At 71.0% G+C, this 17,499-nt stretch carries 10 protein-coding genes; 1 reads left to right on the top strand and 9 read right to left on the bottom strand.

The window, feature by feature from the left end; translation table 11 throughout:
* Together M2283_RS34045 and M2283_RS34040 are read right to left on the bottom strand one after the other, a co-directional pair.
* Positions 1 to 794, bottom strand: a 794-nt coding sequence (locus tag M2283_RS34045) for a maltotransferase domain-containing protein (RefSeq protein WP_280880312.1), incomplete at its 3' end; no start/stop codon positions are given.
* Between the two features lie 274 nt (positions 795 to 1,068).
* Positions 1,069 to 2,283, bottom strand: coding sequence for a S8 family peptidase (locus M2283_RS34040; protein WP_280880311.1), 1,215 nt, complete (start codon positions 2,281 to 2,283; stop codon positions 1,069 to 1,071).
* A 381-nt stretch (positions 2,284 to 2,664) separates the two neighbouring features.
* Here M2283_RS34040 and M2283_RS34035 point away from each other — a divergent pair, with 381 nt between their 5' ends.
* Positions 2,665 to 5,283, top strand: a complete 2,619-nt coding sequence (locus tag M2283_RS34035; protein WP_280880310.1) for a glycosyltransferase family 1 protein — start codon at positions 2,665 to 2,667, stop codon at positions 5,281 to 5,283.
* A 43-nt stretch (positions 5,284 to 5,326) separates the two neighbouring features.
* Here M2283_RS34035 and M2283_RS34030 read toward each other — a convergent pair whose 3' ends face one another.
* The 7 genes from M2283_RS34030 to M2283_RS34000 form a co-directional block, all read right to left on the bottom strand.
* Positions 5,327 to 5,845: a DUF1990 domain-containing protein gene (locus tag M2283_RS34030; protein WP_280880309.1), complete on the bottom strand. Its 519-nt coding sequence runs from the start codon at positions 5,843 to 5,845 to the stop codon at positions 5,327 to 5,329.
* Positions 5,846 to 5,917: 72 nt separating this feature from the next.
* Positions 5,918 to 7,582, bottom strand: a complete 1,665-nt coding sequence (locus M2283_RS34025; protein WP_280880308.1) for a M4 family metallopeptidase — start codon at positions 7,580 to 7,582, stop codon at positions 5,918 to 5,920.
* 307 nt (positions 7,583 to 7,889) lie between these two features.
* Positions 7,890 to 9,923, bottom strand: coding sequence for a M4 family metallopeptidase (locus tag M2283_RS34020; protein ID WP_280880307.1), 2,034 nt, complete (start codon positions 9,921 to 9,923; stop codon positions 7,890 to 7,892).
* 254 nt (positions 9,924 to 10,177) lie between these two features.
* Positions 10,178 to 11,953, bottom strand: a complete 1,776-nt coding sequence (locus tag M2283_RS34015) for an ABC transporter ATP-binding protein (RefSeq protein WP_280880306.1) — start codon at positions 11,951 to 11,953, stop codon at positions 10,178 to 10,180.
* Positions 11,950 to 13,746 (bottom strand): ABC transporter ATP-binding protein, encoded by a 1,797-nt coding sequence (locus tag M2283_RS34010; protein ID WP_280880305.1) that lies wholly within the window; start codon positions 13,744 to 13,746, stop codon positions 11,950 to 11,952. Before M2283_RS34010 ends, M2283_RS34015 begins: the two co-directional genes overlap by 4 nt.
* Before the next feature lie 25 nt (positions 13,747 to 13,771).
* Positions 13,772 to 15,640 carry an ABC transporter ATP-binding protein gene (locus M2283_RS34005; RefSeq protein ID WP_280880304.1) on the bottom strand — a complete coding sequence of 623 codons (1,869 nt, stop codon included), beginning with the start codon at positions 15,638 to 15,640 and terminating at the stop codon, positions 13,772 to 13,774.
* The gene (locus tag M2283_RS34000) at positions 15,637 to 17,466 is read right to left on the bottom strand and encodes an ABC transporter ATP-binding protein (protein WP_280880303.1); all 1,830 of its coding nucleotides are present in this window, start codon (positions 17,464 to 17,466) and stop codon (positions 15,637 to 15,639) included. Before M2283_RS34000 ends, M2283_RS34005 begins: the two co-directional genes overlap by 4 nt.
* Between the last annotated feature and the right edge of the window lie 33 nt (positions 17,467 to 17,499).

The raw sequence follows: 17,499 nt of genomic DNA, 5'->3' as shown, positions 1-17,499 counted from the left end.
GCCGGCAGCCGCCGGGCGGCCGTGCGGAACGTGCCGTGGGGCTGTTCGGGCGTGCCCTCCGAGCGCGGGAAGAACTCGTACCAGGCGCCGTACAGGGCCCGTTCCCGCTCCACCAGCAAGGGGAGGGGATCGGAGACGGTGACGAACTCCCGCAGCGGATGCTTCGCCAGGACCGCGTCCACCTCCGGCGTCAACCCCGCCGCCAGGCGGGAGGCCGCAGGGCGGTTCTCGTCGCGCAGGGCGGTGACGGCGGCCAGGAGGACCTTGCGCTCGGCGGCGGGGACGTCGGTGTCGGCGGCGGCCCGCTCGTACAGCCGCGCGCCATCCTCCAGCACCAGTTCCGTGTCCATGCCGGCCGGGATCTTGATGCGGGCGTGGTGCCGCCAGGTCGTGACGGGGTCGCCCCACGCCTCAACGGTGTAGGTCCAGTGGCCCGGCTCGTCGGGCGTGACGGTGGCACCCCAGCGGTCGGTGCCCGGGGCGAGTTCGCGCATCGGCGTCCACGGGCCCGGGCGGCCCTCGGGGTCGGTGAGCACGACATTGGCGGCCACGGCGTCGTGGCCCTCGCGGAACACGGTCGCCGAGACCTGGAACGATTCGCCGGTCACGGCCTTGGCGGGGCGGCGCCCGTGCTGGATCACGGGGCCGACGTCGAGGACGGGGATACGCCCGATGCCGCCGGCGTCGCCCGCGGAGGGTGGCTCCGGGGTCGGCGGGACGGTCTCGGTGGGGGGTACAGGGGCTGGGGCGGTGCTGGACGTCGGGGGTGCTGACGAGTGGTGCGTGGCGGGCATGACCGCTCCTGTCCGCGTCAACGTGGGTGGGCGGATGGCTGTGGGGAGGTGGGTCCTGCGTGGTGTTCCGGTGGAACGCGCTGGGATGTACCGCTGAGGTGTACCGGGGGAGCGTGCTGGGGGTGTACCTGGGGGAGCCTTCCCACCCTAAGCGAGTGAGCAATCCGGCACTTTGTTAACTACTCAGCCGTATGTCTACACACAAGACCGGCCCCGTTCGAGGGGAACGGGGCCGATATCAGGACTCTGCCAGGACCAGCACGGGACTTTGCCACTACGAGGGCGGCACCTGGAGAAGTTCGTCCGGTGACCCGGGACCCCGTCCGGAGACCTTTCCGGCCACCGCAAGTTTGACCAGGGCTTTGGACACCTGGGCCGGAGAGGCCCTGCGATGGCCGGCCAGATAGAGCGCGGCGGCGCCCGCGGCATGGGGGGTCGCCATCGACGTACCGGAGAAAGCAGCCCTTCCGGTGTCGCTCGCGTCGGACGCCGATGTGATCGAGACACCCGGGGCGAACAGGTCCACGGCGGGGCCGAAGTTGGAGAAGCCCGCCCGTGCGTCCGCCTTGTCGGTGGCGCCGACGGTGATGGCCTCCTTCACGTCGGCGGGGGAGTAGAGGCCGGCCGACAGACCGTCGTTGCCGGCGGCGACGGCGTAGGTGACGCCGGACGCGATGGAGTTGCGTACGGCCGCGTCCAGCTGGGCGTTGTGGTGGCCACCCAGGCTGAGGTTGGCGACCGCGGGCTTGTGCGCGTGCCGGGTGACCCAGTCGATGCCGGCGATGACCTGGGCGGTGGTGCCCGCGCCGGCGTCGTCGAGGACGCGTACGGCGACGACCTTGGCCTTCTTGGCCACGCCGTAGGTCCTGCCGGCGATCGTCCCGGCGACGTGGGTGCCGTGTCCGTTGCCGTCGCCCGCCGTGCGGTCGTTGCCGACGAAGTCCCAGCCGTAGCTCGCGCGTCCGCCGAAGTCCTTGTGCGTGATGCGGATGCCGGTGTCGATGACGTACACGGTGACGCCGCTGCCTCCGGACGCGGGCCCGGTGTAGCTCCTGTTCAGCGGCAGGGCGGGCTGGTCGATGCGGTCCAGGCCCCAGGAGGGCGGGTTGGCCTGCGCGTCGCCCTGCGTGCGGTCGAGCGCGATCCGGGTGTCCTGGACGACCGCGGCGACGCCGGAGTCGGCCGCGAGCCGCCTCGCCTGTCTCTCGTTCGCCTTGATCGCGTAGCCGTTGAGGACCGTGCCGTAGGTGTGGCTTATTTTCGCCCCGTATTTCTCGGCTATGTCCTGGCCGGCGGCCGATGGAGCCTTCGTGTCCCCCCTGAGCGTCACCAGGTAGCTTCCGCTGACCGAACCGGCCTGTCCGGCACCGAGTATCCGCCCCTGCGGTACGGCGTGCGCGGGCAGTGTGATGGCCGAAAGCGCGGCGGCACAGGTCGCCGCGGTCAGGCCCCCCGCCCAGCGCAGACGCCGTGTGCGCGTCTTTGCCATGATTCGAGTTCCCCTCCTCGATTCGGCGTGCGGCGACCACGGAACGCCGGGCGCACCCGACGGCCGGGCGGCACGCCACTTGGAGCCTCTCGTGCGGTGTGAAGCGCCACAAGGAGGCCTATGGGGGCGGAATCGGCCATATCGGTTATGGGTGTGAGTGGGTGGTGGGAGAAGGTTGCGGTCATTTTCGGTCGAACAACGACGGTGGTGCGGCGAGCGTCGCGGGGCGAGCCCGCACCCTGCGGCGCGAGCCGGAGCCACCCCATGAACCGTGATCGGAAGGGTCCGCCACACTGACGCCGGGGTAACCATTACCGTCGTCAATGACGTCGAGACGCACACCGCCGTGCGTCCGCACAGCGATCTGCGCTGAGGTGGAATGTGAAGGCGATCCGTCGATTCACCGTCCGTCCCGTTCTCCCCGACCCCCTCCGGCCCCTGAGTGATCTGGCCCGCAATCTGCGCTGGTCCTGGCACGCGGAGACGCGCGACCTGTTCCAGTCCGTCGACCCCGAGTGCTGGGCGGCCTCGGACGGTGATCCCGTACGGCTGCTCGGCAGTGTTTCTCCCGCGCGGCTCGCGGAGTTGGCGGAGGACCACGGGTTCCTGCGTCGGCTGACCGAGGTCGCGGGTGACCTCGACGACTATGTGAATGGCGAGCGGTGGTATCAGGCGCAGCCCGGTGGGCTGCCGGCCGCCGTCGCCTACTTCTCGCCCGAGTTCGGGGTCACGGCCGCGCTGCCGCAGTACTCGGGCGGCCTCGGCATCCTCGCCGGTGACCATCTGAAGGCGGCCAGCGATCTCGGGGTGCCGTTGATCGGGGTCGGACTGCTGTACCGGCACGGTTACTTCCGGCAGTCCCTGTCGCGGGACGGCTGGCAGCAGGAGACGTACCCGGTGCTCGACCCGAACGAGCTGCCCGTGGCGCTGCTCAAGGAGGCCGACGGCACGCCCGCGCAGGTCTCCCTCGCGCTGCCCGGCGGCAAGCAGCTGCGGGCCCGGATCTGGCTGGCCCAGGTCGGCAGGGTCCCGCTGCTGATGCTGGACTCGGACGTCGAGGAGAACGACCACGGCGAACGCGGTGTGACCGACGTGCTCTACGGCGGCGGCAGCGAGCACCGGCTGTTGCAGGAGATGCTGCTCGGCATAGGGGGAGTGCGGGCGGTGCGGACGTACTGCCGCCTCACCGGCCACGCCGACCCCGAGGTCTTCCACACCAACGAGGGGCACGCCGGGTTCCTCGGTCTGGAGCGGATCGCCGAACTCGGGGACCAGGGGCTGGACTTCGACGCCGCCCTTGAGGCGGTGCGGGCCGGGACCGTGTTCACCACGCACACCCCCGTGCCGGCCGGCATCGACCGCTTCGACCGTGAGCTGGTCGCCCGGCACTTCGGTGCCGACGCCGAACTCCCGCGCATGGATGTCGGGCGCATCCTGAGCCTGGGCATGGAGACCTACCCCGGCGGCGAGCCCAACCTCTTCAACATGGCCGTGATGGGGCTGCGGCTCGGGCAGCGGGCCAACGGTGTGTCGCTGCTGCACGGGCAGGTCAGCAGGGAGATGTTCTCCGGGCTCTGGCCGGGGTTCGACGCCGAGGAGGTGCCGATCACCTCCGTGACGAACGGGGTGCACGCGCCGACCTGGGTCGCGCCGGAGGTGTTCCGGCTCGGCGCCCGGCAGATCGGCGCCCAGCGCACCGAGGACGCGATGACCGTCGGCGGCTCGGACCGCTGGGACGCGGTCGCGGACATCGCCGACCAGGACATCTGGGAGCTGCGGCGGGTACTGCGCGAGCACCTGGTGGACGAGGTGCGCGAGCGGTTGCGTGCCTCGTGGCGGCAACGCGGGGCGGGGACCGCCGAGTTGGGGTGGATCGACGGGGTCCTGGACCCGGACGTGCTCACCATCGGGTTCGCGCGGCGCGTCCCCTCGTACAAGCGGCTGACGCTGATGCTGCGTGACCGCGACCGGCTGATGGACCTGCTCCTGCACCCCGAGCGGCCGATCCAGATCGTCGTCGCGGGCAAGGCGCATCCGGCGGACGACGGCGGGAAGCGGCTGGTGCAGGAGTTGGTGCGGTTCGCGGACGACCCGCGGGTGCGGCACCGGATCGTGTTCCTGCCGGACTACGGCATGGCGATGGCGCAGAAGCTCTACCCCGGCTGCGACATCTGGCTCAACAACCCGCTGCGCCCCCTGGAGGCCTGCGGCACCTCCGGCATGAAGGCCGCGCTGAACGGCTGCCTCAACCTCTCTGTCCTGGACGGCTGGTGGGACGAGTGGTTCCAGCCCGACTTCGGCTGGGCGATCCCCACCGCGGACGGCGCCGGGACCGACCCCGACCGGCGGGACGACATCGAGGCCGCCGCCCTCTACGACCTGCTGGAGCAGCGGGTGACGCCGCGCTTCTACGAGCACGGGGAGCACGGCCTGCCCGACCGCTGGATCGAGATGGTCCGCCAGACCCTCACCCTGCTCGGCCCGAAGGTGCTGGCCGGCCGCATGGTCCGGGAGTACGTGGAACGCCTCTACACACCGGCCGCCCACGCCCACCGCGCGATGGACCCGTCCTCCGCCCGCGAACTCGCCGCGTGGAAGGCGCGGGTGCGCGCCGACTGGCACGGGGTCACCGTCGACCACGTGGAGACGTCCGTCGCCACACCCACCGCCGAACTCGGCACCACCCTCGGCCTGCGCGTCCGCGTCGGCCTCGGCGACCTCGGCCCCGAGGACGTCGACGTACAGGCCGTCTCGGGCCGCGTCGACCCCGAGGACCGCATCACCGACGCCGCGACGGTCCCCCTGAAACCGGCGGGCGGCCCGGACGCGGAAGGCAAGTGGGTCTACGAGGGTCCCCTCGCCCTCGACCGCACCGGCCCCTACGGCTACACGGTCCGCATCCTCCCCACCCACCGACTCCTGGCCTCCGGCGCCGAGTTGGGCTTGGTGGCGGTGCCTTCGGTGGAGGGGGTGGAGGGGGCGGGGGTGCTGCTCAGGTAGCGGTCCGCGTCGTCCGGCCGGCGGCGGTCGCACCGACCGCCGCTCAGGCCTCGTCGAACGGCGCGCACAACTGCTGGAGGACCTTCCCGCACCGCCGCGCGTACGCGTTCTGCAGGCCCCGGGTCGCCGGGCCGCCCGCTCGGGCGTACCACTTGGCGCCTCGGCTGAAGGCGGCGACGGTCAGCCAGACCGTGCCGTCGCCGGTGCGGTCCACCACGAAGAGTTCCTCGCCGCATTCAGGATGGCCGGTGAGGGTGCCGTAGGCCCAGCCGGCCCGGCGGGGTTCGTCGACCGTGTAGACGACGCGGCAGGGGGCCTTGATCATGCCGGCGAGGGTGACCGTGACCTCGACGTCGGGGGCCGCGCGGTCGGCGGTGGCGTCGATGCCCACGCCCATCGCGCGGTGCATCTCCCAGGTCAGGACCGCCTCGGAGGCCCGCCGGAAGACCTTCTCACCCTCGCCGAGGCGGGTACGGACATGCAGGGAGTGGAAGCCGGGAGGGCAGAAACCGCCGCGCCGGGTGGCGCCGACGTCGTCGTACGTGAAGTCCGTCAGAGGCATGGGAACCAAGGGTAGGGCGGTACCCGGGAAAGCCTTCGTCCCGGGTACCGCCCCGCGCCAACCCCCCTCGGGTCAGCTCACGTTGACGGCGCTCCAGGCCGCCGCCACCGCGTTGTACTCGGCGGAGCCGGAGCCGTACAGCGCGGTCGCCGCGGACAGCGTGCCGGTGCGGGCCGACTTGTAGTTCGTCGTCGACGTGAAGTACGTCGTCAGCGCCTTGTACCAGATCTGCAGCGCCTTGGCGCGGCCGATGCCGGTGACCGTGGAGCCGTTGGACGTCGGCGAGTTGTAGCTGACGCCGTTGATCGTCTTCGCGCCGCTGCCCTCCGAGAGGAGGTAGAAGAAGTGGTTCGCGACGCCGGACGAGTAGTGGACGTCCTTGTTGCCGACGGTGGAGGACCAGGAGTCCGCCGAACCGCCGTCCTTGCTGGGCTTGTCCATGTAGCGCAGCGGGGTGCCGTCGCCGTTGATGTTGATCTCTTCACCGATGAGGTAGTCACCGACGTCGTTGGAGTTGGCCGCGTAGAACTCGACGCCCGTGCCGAAGATGTCGGAGGTCGCCTCGTTCAGGCCGCCGGACTCACCGCTGTAGTTGAGGCCCGCGGTGTTGGAGGTGACACCGTGGCTCATCTCGTGGCCCGCCACGTCCAGCGAGGTCAGCGGGTGGGTGTTGCCCGAGCCGTCGCCGTAGGTCATGCAGAAGCAGCTGTCGTCCCAGAACGCGTTCACGTACGAACTGCCGTAGTGGACACGGGAGTACGCGCCGACACCGTTGTTCTTGATGCCGCTGCGGCCGAAGGTGGACTTGTAGAAGTCCCACGTCTCCTGCGCACCGTAGGCGGCGTCCGCGGCGGCGGTCACGTCGGTGGTGGAGCTGGAGGCGGCGCCGGTGCCCCACGTGTTCGTGGTGTTGGTGAACAGGGTGCCGGTGCCGGACGTCCCGTGCTTCAGGTTGTACGTCTTGTGGCTGCCGCGCGAGGCGTCGGTCAGCGAGTACGTCGTGCCCGACAGCGTGGTGGTGAGGCTGACCGTGCCCGAGTACAGCGTCTTGCCGGTGCCGGTGGCGTTCTCGATGCCCTGGTACTCGAAGAGCTTCTTGCCGGTCGCCGCGTCGGTGATGACGTGCAGCTGGTTGGGGGTGCCGTCGTCCTGCAGACCGCCGACGATCGTCTCGAAGGCGAGGACGGGCTTGCCGGAGCCGGCCCAGATCACCTTGCGGGCGCCGTCGGCCGCGGTCTTGGCCGAGCCCAGCGTCTTGGCCGCGCTCACCGCCTGCTTCTCGGCCTTGGCCGCGGTGATCTGCGGCTTGAGCGAGGCGACCTTCAGAGCGGTCTTCGTCGCTCTGGTGACGCCCTCGGTCCTGCCGGACTTCGCGGTGTGCACGACGAGGTCGCCGCCGAGGACCGGCAGGCCCGCGTAGGTGCGCTCGTAGCGGGTGTGGACGGTGCCGTCGACGTCCTTGACGACGTCCTTGGCGACCAGCTTCTCCTTGGTGCCGAGGCCTATCTGCTGCGCCGTCTCGGAGACGTCGGCCTGCGCCTTCTGCAGGAGCGAGGTGCGGGCGGCTGCCGTCAGCGAGGTGGGCGCGGCGGCGAGTTGTGCGTTGCCCGTGGAGTCCGCCGGGGTCTGGGCGGAGGCCGTGCCGGCGGCCAGACCGGTGCTGAGCAGGGCTCCGGCGGCAACGGCGGTGGCAACGGCGAGAGTTGTGCGCTTGTGACGCGCGTAGAGGGGGGTCACACAAGCTCCTTGTGGTGGGGGAGTCCGGCCGGCGTGGGGCGCCCGGCCGGAGTAGCTGTGAAGTTGTGCGGCGGTTGTGAGGAAGACTGACATCGGGGCCGCGTACATGTCAGGACCCCGAAGTGATGTTGGCTCAAAATCGACTGTCGGGTGAATATTGCGAGAATGTAAACGGGCGTGAACCGGGTCAAAGGCAAGCCAGCGGTCGGTATCGGCGTGGCAAAAAGAGGGCGCCGCCCCGGGGAGTCGAACCACTGGGGCGGCGCCCTGACGTCGGGCCCCTGCGGGGCCGGTCGGACCGTGCGGCCTACGGGAAGGTGAGCTTCCAGCTGTTGATGTAGCCGGTGTCCTGCGCCGCCACGTCCTGGGCCTTCAACTTCCAGACTCCGTTGGCGACTTCGGAGGACGCGTTGACCGTGTAGGTCGCCTGCACGTTGTCCGCCGAGTCGGACGAGCTGGAGTTCTTCAGGCGGTACGTCGACCCGTCCGGGGCGACCAGGTCGAGCACCAGGTCACCACGCCAGGTGTGCACGATGTCGACCGAGACCGACAGGTTCGACGGAGCGTTGCCCGTCCGCCCGGAAACGGTCACCGACGACGTGACGGCCGCCCCGTTGTCCGGAATCGATACGTCGGCGGTGTTCTCGAACGAGGTGCCGCCACCGCCGCCGCCACCGGAGCGCGCACCGACCGCGACGGCCGCCCACGCGTCCTGCACGGCCTTGTACTCGGCGCCCGTGGTGCCGTACAGCTCACCCGCCGCCGCGAGCGTCCCGGTGCGGGCCGCCGCGTAGTTGGTGGTGGACGTGAACTTGGTGGTCAGCGCCCGGTACCAGATCTGCAGCGCCTTGTCCCGGCCGATGCCGGTGACCGGAAGCCCGTCCGAGGTCGGCGAGTTGTAGCTGACGCCGTTGATGACCTTGGCGCCGCTGCCCTCCGACAGGAGGTAGAAGAAGTGGTTGGCGATGCCCGACGAGTAGTGCACGTCGAGGTTGCCGACACCCGAGTACCAGGAGTCCTTGGAGCCGCCGTCCTTGCTCGGCTTGTCCATGTAGCGCAACGGCGTGCCGTCGCCGTTGATGTCGATCTCCTCGCCGATGAGGTAGTCACCGACGTCGGAGGCGTTGTTGGCGTAGAACTCGACGCCGGTGCCGAAGATGTCGGAGGTCGCCTCGTTCAACCCGCCCGACTCACCGCTGTAGTTGAGGCCGGCGGTGTTCGACGTGACGCCGTGGCTCATCTCGTGGCCGGCCACGTCGATGGCCGTCAGCGGGTCGGCGTTGCCGGAGCCGTCGCCGTACGTCATGCAGAAGCAGCCGTCGTCCCAGAACGCGTTGACGTACGAATTCCCGTAGTGCACACGGGAGTAGGCGCCGACGCCGTTGTTCTTGATGCCGCTGCGGCCGAAGGTGTTCTTGTAGAAGTCCCAGGTCTCGGCGGCCCCGTAGTGCGCGTCGGCGCCCGCGGTCGCGGCGTTCGACGTGGTGCCGTTGCCCCAGGTGTCGTTGGTCTGGGAGAACAGCGTGCCGGTGCCGGACGTACCCCGGTTGAGGTTGTACGTCTTGTGGTTGCCGCGCGCGCCGTCGTTCAGCGTGTACGTCGACCCGGACTGGGTCGTCGTCAGCGTGACCTGGCCGCTGTACTGGGTGTTGCCGATGCCGTTCTTGATGGCCTGGTACTCGTAGAGCTTCTTGCCGGTGGCCGCGTCGGTGATGACGTGCAGCTGGTTCGGCGTGCCGTCGTCCTGGAACCCGCCGACGACCGTCTCGTACGCCAGGACCGGGGTGCCGCTCGCCGCCCAGATCACCTTGCGCGGTGCCGCGTCGGCGCTCGCCTTGGTGCCGCCCAGCGCCTTGGCGCGGGTGACGGCCTGCTGCTCGGCGGCGGCCTTGGTGATGTCCGGGGTGACGTCGGCGACCTTGATGGCCGCGTTCGTCGCCTTGATGACGCGCTGGGTGGCGCCCGACTTCGCGGTGTCGACGACCAGGTCGCCGCCGAGCACCGGCAGGCCCGCGTACGTGCGCTCGTAGCGGGTGTGCAGGGTGCCGTCGGTGTCCTTGACGACGTCACGCGGGACGAGGGACTCCTTGGTGCCGAGGCCGATGTCCTTGGCGGTCGTCGCGCGGGCCGTGTCGGCGTCGCGTATCAGCTCGGCGCGCTGGGAGGGGGTGAGTTTGACGGCCGCGTGGGCCTTGGACGCCGAGGGCGTCGCGGCCGGGGCGGCGGAGGCGGCGCCCGACTGGACGGCCGCGGCGAGCAGGGCGGTGACGCCGGCGAGGGCGACGGCGGCGACGCGACGGTGCGTGTGGGAGGTGCGTCTGCGAGAGGAACTGCTTCTCAACACTGACTCCTTCTGCATGGCCGCGGATCACACGGCCAGGGGAGATCCGGACGATGGGTCGACCGTCCGGGCAGAACTGGGCGGAACGCGGAACCAGGTGCAGTCGGCCGCTCGACGACACGGCACGGGTTTGTGCGTGTCTGTGGGGTTGCTGTGAAGCGGCCGTGGGAAGCGTGGCAGGGGAGTGCGGTTTCTGTCAGGGGCGCGTCAGAAGGTTGGCCAGAAATCGTCCGTTGTCCGGTTGTTCATGTTCGTTATACGGAGGTATCGCCGGGGGTGATGTCACCGTGCCAGGTCCGCCACAGCGCCGCGTACGCCCCGTCCCCCGTCACCAGCTCGTCGTGCGTGCCGAGTTCGGTCAGGAGGCCGTCCTCCATCACCGCCACCCGGTCCGCGTCATGGGCGGTGTGCAGGCGGTGCGCGATGGCGATGACGGTACGGCCTTCGAGTACGGCGGCCAGGGCGCGCTCGGTGTGCCGGGCCGTGGTCGGATCCAGCAACGCCGTCGCCTCGTCGAGGATCAGGGTGTGCGGATCGGCCAGCACGACGCGGGCCAGGGCGAGTTGCTGGGCCTGTGAGCCGTCGGTACGGCAACCACCCTCGCCCAGCGCCGCGTTGAGCCCGTCGGGCAGCTCCCGCACCCAGTCGTCGGCGCCGACCGCGGCGAGGGCCGCCCACAACTCCTCGTCCGTGGCGGCCGGTTCGGCGATCAGCAGATTGTCCCGGACCGTGCCGAGGAACACGTGGTGCTCCTGGGTGACCAGGACGACCTGGCGGCGCAACTGCTCCGGGTCCAGGCCGACGACCGGCACCCCGCCCACCGTCACCGTGCCCTCGGTCGGCGCCTCGACGCCCGCGAGCAGCCGGCTCAGCGTGGTCTTCCCGGCGCCGGACGGCCCGACCACCGCCAGCCGCTCGCCCGGCCGCACGGTCAGGTCCACCCCGCGCAGCACCTCGCCGCCGCGCTCGTAGGCGTACCGCACGCCCGTCACGTCGATGCGGTCGTCGGACGGGGCCGGGGAGTCGGCCGACTCCGCACGCGGGGCCCTGGCCAGACCCTCCACGCGGGCGAACGAGGCGCCGCCGCTCTGCAGTTGCTCGATCCGCATCAGGATCTCGTCGAGCGGGCCGCTGAGGCGTTGCAGATACAGGGCCGCCGTCACCACCGCGCCCAGGCTCAGCGTGCCCTGCCCGTGCAGCACCCCGCCGACCAGCAGGACCGTGGTCACCGGGACCAGGTAGGAGACGTCCACCGCCGGGAAGAACACCGAGCGCAGGAACAGCGTGTACATCCTGGTGCGCCGGGAGACCTCCAGCGCGTCCCGGCTCGCCGCGACCCGGCGCCGCTCCAGCCGCAGCGCCTCGACCGTGCGCGCCCCGGACGCGGTGGCCGCGAGGATCTCGGCGACGTCCGAGGTGGCGGCGCCCTCGGCGAGGTAGCCGTCGCGGGCGCGGCGCAGATACCAGCGCAGCGCGACCCACGTGCTGACCAGGCCGAGCAGCCCGCAGGCGCCGAGCAGCGGGTCGAGTACGAACACCGCGCCGATCAGGAACAGCGCCTGCGCGCCGTTGATGAGCAGCTCGGGCCCGGCGTCCCGCAGCGTCGTGCCGACCGTCGCCACGTCGGCCGTGCCGCGCGCCGTCAGATCCCCGGTACCGGCCCGCTCCACGACCGCCGCCGGTAGCGCCAGCGCCCGGTCGACGAACTCCTCGCGGACCCGGGCGAGGATCCGCTCGCCGAAGCGGTGTCCGACGTAGCGCGCCCAACGGGCCAGCAGGAGTTGGGCGATCGCGCAGAGCAGGATCCACAGGGCCAGGCGGTCCACGGCACTCACTCCGTCGCCGGCGCGGACGTCGTCGACGATGCGGCCGACCAGCCAGGGGCCGACCAGGCCGGTGGCCGCGGCCAGTGCGTTCAGGGCGAGTACGGCGGTGAAGGCTTTTGCGTCGCCGCGTACGAGGCGGCCGATTGCTCGGCGTACGTCGATCGGTTCGGCGACGGGGAGTTGACCGGGGGAACCTGTTGTCATCCGACGGTCTCCTCGGCGTCGGCGTCGGCGTCCCGTGCCACGAGGGCTCGGTAGCCCGGGTCCTCGGCCAGGAGGGCGTGGTGGGTTCCGGTGGCTGCGACCTTGCCGTCGACCAGGTAGTAGACCGTGTCCGCGTGGTCCAGCACGAGGGGGGACGTGGTGGTGACTACGGTCGTACGGCCGTGGCGGCCCTCTTTGAGGCGTTCGGCCACGCGTGCCTCCGTGTGGGCGTCGAGGGCCGAGGTCGGTTCGATCGCCAGGAGGATCTCGGAGTCGGCGAGCAACGCCCTTACCAGGCGGATGCGTTGGCGTTGGCCGCCGGAGAGGTTGGTGGCCTGGGCGTTGATGAGGGAGCCGAGGCCGTCGGGGAGGGACTGGAGGATGTCGTCGGCCACCGCTGTGTGGATGGCTTGGGTGATTTGCGCATCGGGGGGTGGCGCGGATTGTTCGTGGGCGGGTGCGGGTGCGGGTGCTTGGTGGTTGCTCGCGCAGTTCCCCGCGCCCCTTGCCGGCGTGCTCATACCGCCGATCACTTCGTGCAGTGGGCCTGTGAACAGGGTGGACTCGTGGTCGGCCACCAGGATGTGCTGTCTGATCTGGGGGAGGGCGATCTGGTCCAGGGGGATGTCGGCCCAGGTGGCTCTCGACGGGGCGTATCGGCCCAGGCGGTCCACCACTGCCGTGGCGTCGGACGGGCGGGCGGTGGCCAGGGCGGTGAGGTGGCCCGGGCGGATTCGGACGCCGGAGTCGGGGTCGTGCAGGGGGGACGGTTCCGCGGGGGCGTCCCGGGTGCCGGTGTCCTCCAGGGGGTCGAGGCGCAGGAAGCGTACGACCCTTCGGGCCGAGACCAGGCCCCGGCTGATCTGGTATCCGCACTCCACCCAGAACCCCACCGGCCCCACCAGCACCGCCACATAGCCGTACACCGACACCAACTCGCCGATGCTGATGTCCCCTTGGGCGGCGAGCCGGGCCGCCAGCCAGGTCACCACGGCGAGGAAGAGGGTGGGGAGGCCGACGCCGAGTGCCTGTACCCAGCTGGTCACCGCGCCGACCCGGTAGCCCTGTCGGCGCAGGTGTTGCGAGTCGCGTTGGAAGGCATCCGAGAACAGGCCTTTGCCGCCCAGGCCGTTGAGGACCCGCAGCCCGCCGGCGAGGTCGGCGATACGGGCCGTCAGCACGCCCTGCCGGTCGCGGTACTCGGTCTCCGCGCCCTGGAGACGGGCGAGCAACGGGCCGACGAGTACGACGATCAGCGGGATGCCGAGCAGCACGACCGCGGCGATCACCTTCGAGACGGACAGCAGGAATCCGGCGACCGCCAGGTAGGCGACGACCGCGCCGACCCCCGGCCCGACCACCGTCAGCGACATGCTGATCGTCTGGACGTCGCCCACGCCGATCGTGACGACCTCCCCGGCCCCCACCCGGCGCGACAGCGCGGCGCCGAGGCGGACCGCCTGTCCGACGACCACCTTCACGGTGCGGAAGTTGGCGTCCATCCGCACCCGCGTCATCGTGCGGTGCCGCATGAGGCCCAGCCAGGCGTTGAACGCCCCGACCACGAAGAGGGCCGCCGTCCAGCCCACCAGCGCCGGATAGTCACCCGGCACCAGCCCCTCGTCGATCGCCCGGGACAGCAGATACGGCGTCGCCGCGAGCAGCACCATCCACGCACTGCCCAGCACCGCACCGGCGACCGACCGCCCGGGCTGGCAGCGCACCAGCCACCACAGAAAGCGCCCGCCGCCCCGGCAGTCGGGGTCGCCGGGATCCTCGTACGCGTCGATCATCGTTCCCCGGCCCTTTCGACCACCGTCACGCGAGGCTGTCCCGCCATGCCCGGTGCAGGTCTGCGAACCGGCCCGTGCCCGCGATGAGTTCGGCCGGGCTGCCGTCCTCGACGATGCGGCCGTGCTCCATGACCAGGACCCGGTCGGCGATCTCCACGGTGGACAGGCGGTGTGCGATGACGACGGCCGTGCGGCCCTGCAGCACCGTCGACATCGCGCGCTGCACGGCCCGCTCGCCCGGGACGTCGAGGGAGCTGGTCGCCTCGTCCAGGATCAGGACGGCCGGGTCGGCGAGCAAGGCCCGGGCGAACGCGACGAGTTGGCGCTGGCCGGCGGAGATACGGCCGCCTCTTTTGCGCACGTCCGTGTCGTAGCCGTCGGGCAGCGCCTCGATGAAGTCGTGCGCGCCGATCGCCTTCGCGGCCCGCTCGATCTGTTCGCGGGTAGCGTCGGGGCGGCCGATGGCGATGTTCTCGGCGACCGTGCCGGAGAACAGGAACGCCTCCTGCGTCACCATCACGACCCCGCGCCGCAGTTCGGGCACGGACAGCTCGCGCAGGTCGACGCCGTCCAGCAGGACCTGTCCGGCGGAGGGGTCGTAGAAGCGGGCGAGCAGCTTGGCCAGCGTGGACTTGCCGGCGCCGGTGGTGCCGACGACGGCGACCGTCTGCCCGGCGGGCAGGGTCAGGTCGAAGGTCGGCAGGACCTCGCCGCCGGTGCGGTAGCCGAAGCGGACGCCGTCGAAGACGACCTCGCGGCCGGGGTGTTCGCTCTCCAGGGCCGGCAGCTCCACGGGCGCCGACGGCTCCGGCACGGACGGCGTCTGCGCGAGCAGCCCGGCGATCTTCTCCAGGGAGGCAGCCGCCGACTGGTAGGAGTTCAGGAACATGCCGAGTCTGTCGATCGGGTCGTACAGGCGGCGCAAGTAGAGCACCGCGGCGGCCAGCACGCCCAGTTCCAGTGAGCCGCTCGCCACCCGGTAGGCGCCCCACAGGACGATCCCCGCGACCGCCGTGTTGGCGACCAGCCGGGAGCCGACGACGTAACGGGCCATCTCCAGGAGCGCGTTGCCGTTGCTGCGCTCGTGCGTGCGGTTCAGGACCCCGAAGTCGGCGTCGTTCGCGGCCTCGCGGCGGAAGGCGCGCACCGGACGGATGCCGTTCATCGTCTCGACGAACTTGACGATCACGGCCGCGATCGCGGTGGACCGCAGCCGGTACACGCGTACCGCGCGCCGCTGGTAGACGCGGACCAGGAGGTACAGCGGCACGAAGGACGCCACCGCGAGCGCGCCGACGCCGAGGTCCAGCCAGAGCAGCATCGCCGAGATGTAGACAAAGGAGAGGATGACCGTGATCAGTTCCTGCAGGCCCTCGCTCAGCAGTTCGCGCAGGGACTCGACGTCGGTGGTGGAGCGGGAGATCAGGCGGCCCGAGGTGTAGCGCTCGTGGAAGTCGATGCTGAGCGCCTGCGCGTGCCGGAAGATCCGTCCGCGCAGGTCGAGCAGCACGTCCTGGTTGACGCGGGCCGAGGCGATGATGAACGCGTACTGCAGCGCGCCGGAGATCACCGCGCACAGCAGATAGGCCACGGCCACCACGATCAGCGGACCGTGGTCGTCGCGCCGGAACGCCGGCACCGCGCTGTCGATCGCGTACGCCACCAGCAGCGGACCCGCCTGCACGGCCGCCTGCTGGACGAGCAGCAGGAAGCTGGTGAAGGCGACGCGGGCCTTCATGGGGGCGAGCAGGGAGCGCAGCAGGATCGAGGTGGCGCCCGGGGGAGTGGGCAGGATGTCGCGGTCGAAGGGGTCGGTGCCCTTGAAGCCCGCGGGGCGGGGCAGGTCCGGTTCGTCGTCCGCCGCCGGGACGGAGGAGGTGGTCGGGGCCGTCATCGGTCGTCCTCCGCTTCGTCGGTCCCGGACATGAGGTGGGCGTACTCGGCGTTCGTGCGCAGCAGTTCCTGATGTGTGCCGACCGCGGTGATCCGGCCGCCGGAGAGCAGGGCGACCCGGTCGGCGAGCAGGACCGTGGAGGGGCGGTGGGCCACGATGAGGGCGGTGGTGTCCGCGAGGACCTCCCGCAGCGCGGCCTCGACGGCGGCCTCGGTGTGCACGTCCAGCGCGGACAGCGGGTCGTCGAGGACCAGGAACCCGGGTCTGCCGACCACCGCCCGCGCGAGCGCCAGCCGCTGCCGCTGACCTCCGGACAGACTCAGGCCCTGCTCGCCGACCTGTGTGTCGGTGCCCTGCGGAAGGGCGTGCGCGAAGTCGGCCTGTACGACGGAGAGCGCGCGGTTCAGCTCGGCCGCGCCCGCCTCGTCGTCGGCGCCCATCAGCACGTTGTCCCCGACGCTCGCCGAGAACAGCGTCGGCTCCTCGAAGGCGACGGCGACCCGGGAACGCAGTTCCTCCCTGGACATGGCGGTGATGTCCTCGCCGTCCAGGGTGATGTGCCCGTCGGTCACCTCGTGCAGCCGCGGCACGAGCGCGGTCAGCGTCGTCTTGCCGCTGCCCGTGGCCCCGACCAGCGCCATGGACTCACCGGACCGGATGTGCAGGTCTATGCGGTCCAGCACGGGCGCGGACCCGGGCTCGGCGTCGGGGTATCGAAACCGGACCCCACGGAACCGGATCCCGCGCTCGCTCTTCTTCGGCAGGGCAGCGGCGGAGGCGCCCGACTGGCCCTGGTGTTCGGACTGTTCCTGCTGTTCGGGGCGTTCGTCCACCACCTCGAAGTACCGTTCCGTGGCCGTCGCCGCCTCCTGGCTCATCGCGAGCAGGAAGCCGATGGAGTCCACCGGCCAGCGCAGGGCGAGGGCGGTGGAGAGGAAGGCGACCAGGGTGCCCGCCGACAGATTGCCGTCGGCGACCTGGACGGTGCCCAGGACCAGGGCCGCGCCGATCGCCATCTCGGGCAGCGTCACGATGACGCCCCAGATGGCGGCCAGCAGCCGCGCCTTCCTCAGTTCCGTGCCGCGCAGCGTGCGCGACAGCTTCCGGAACGCCAGGGCCTGGCTGCGGTGTCGGCCGAACCCCTTGATGATCCGGATGCCGAGCACGCTCTCCTCGACGACCGTCGTCAGATCGCCGACCTGGTCCTGCGCGCGCCGCGCCACCAGCGCGTACCGCTTCTCGAAGACCACACAGGTGACGATCACCGGCACCGCGGGACCCAGGATCACCAGTCCCAGCGTCCAGTCCTGGAGCAGCATGATGATCACGCCGACCAGGATCGTCACCCCGTTGACCAGCAGGAAGGTCAGCGGGAAGGCGAGGAACATACGCAGCAGCATCAGGTCCGTCGTGCCCCGGGACAGCAACTGGCCCGAGGCCCACCGGTCGTGGAAGGCGACCGGCAGCCGCTGCAGATGCCCGTACAGATCCGCCCGCATCTCCGCCTCGACGTGCGACAGCGGTCGTGCCACCATCCACCGCCGCATTCCGAACAGCAGCGCCTCCGCCACCCCGAGCAGCAGCAGATACAGCGCCCCGAGCCACACCCCGGCCGGATCCCGGTCGGCGACCGGCCCGTCGACCATCCACTTCAGCACCAGCGGGATCACAAGTCCCGTGCACGAGGCCAGCACCGCGACGAACGCGGCGGTGAACAGCCGTACCCGCACGGGCCGGACGTACGGCCAAAGACGCAGCAGCGTGCGCACGGTGGACCGCTCCCCGGTCACCGTGCCTTCCTCGGTGGTCGAACGTGTGGTGGACATCATCAGTGAGCCTACGGATCGGCACTGACAACG

The sequence above is a fragment of the Streptomyces pseudovenezuelae genome (genome assembly GCF_029892565.1).
In the GTDB taxonomy this organism is placed as follows: domain Bacteria; phylum Actinomycetota; class Actinomycetes; order Streptomycetales; family Streptomycetaceae; genus Streptomyces; species Streptomyces pseudovenezuelae_A.
This window is presented reverse-complemented; position numbering and strand designations above follow the sequence as displayed.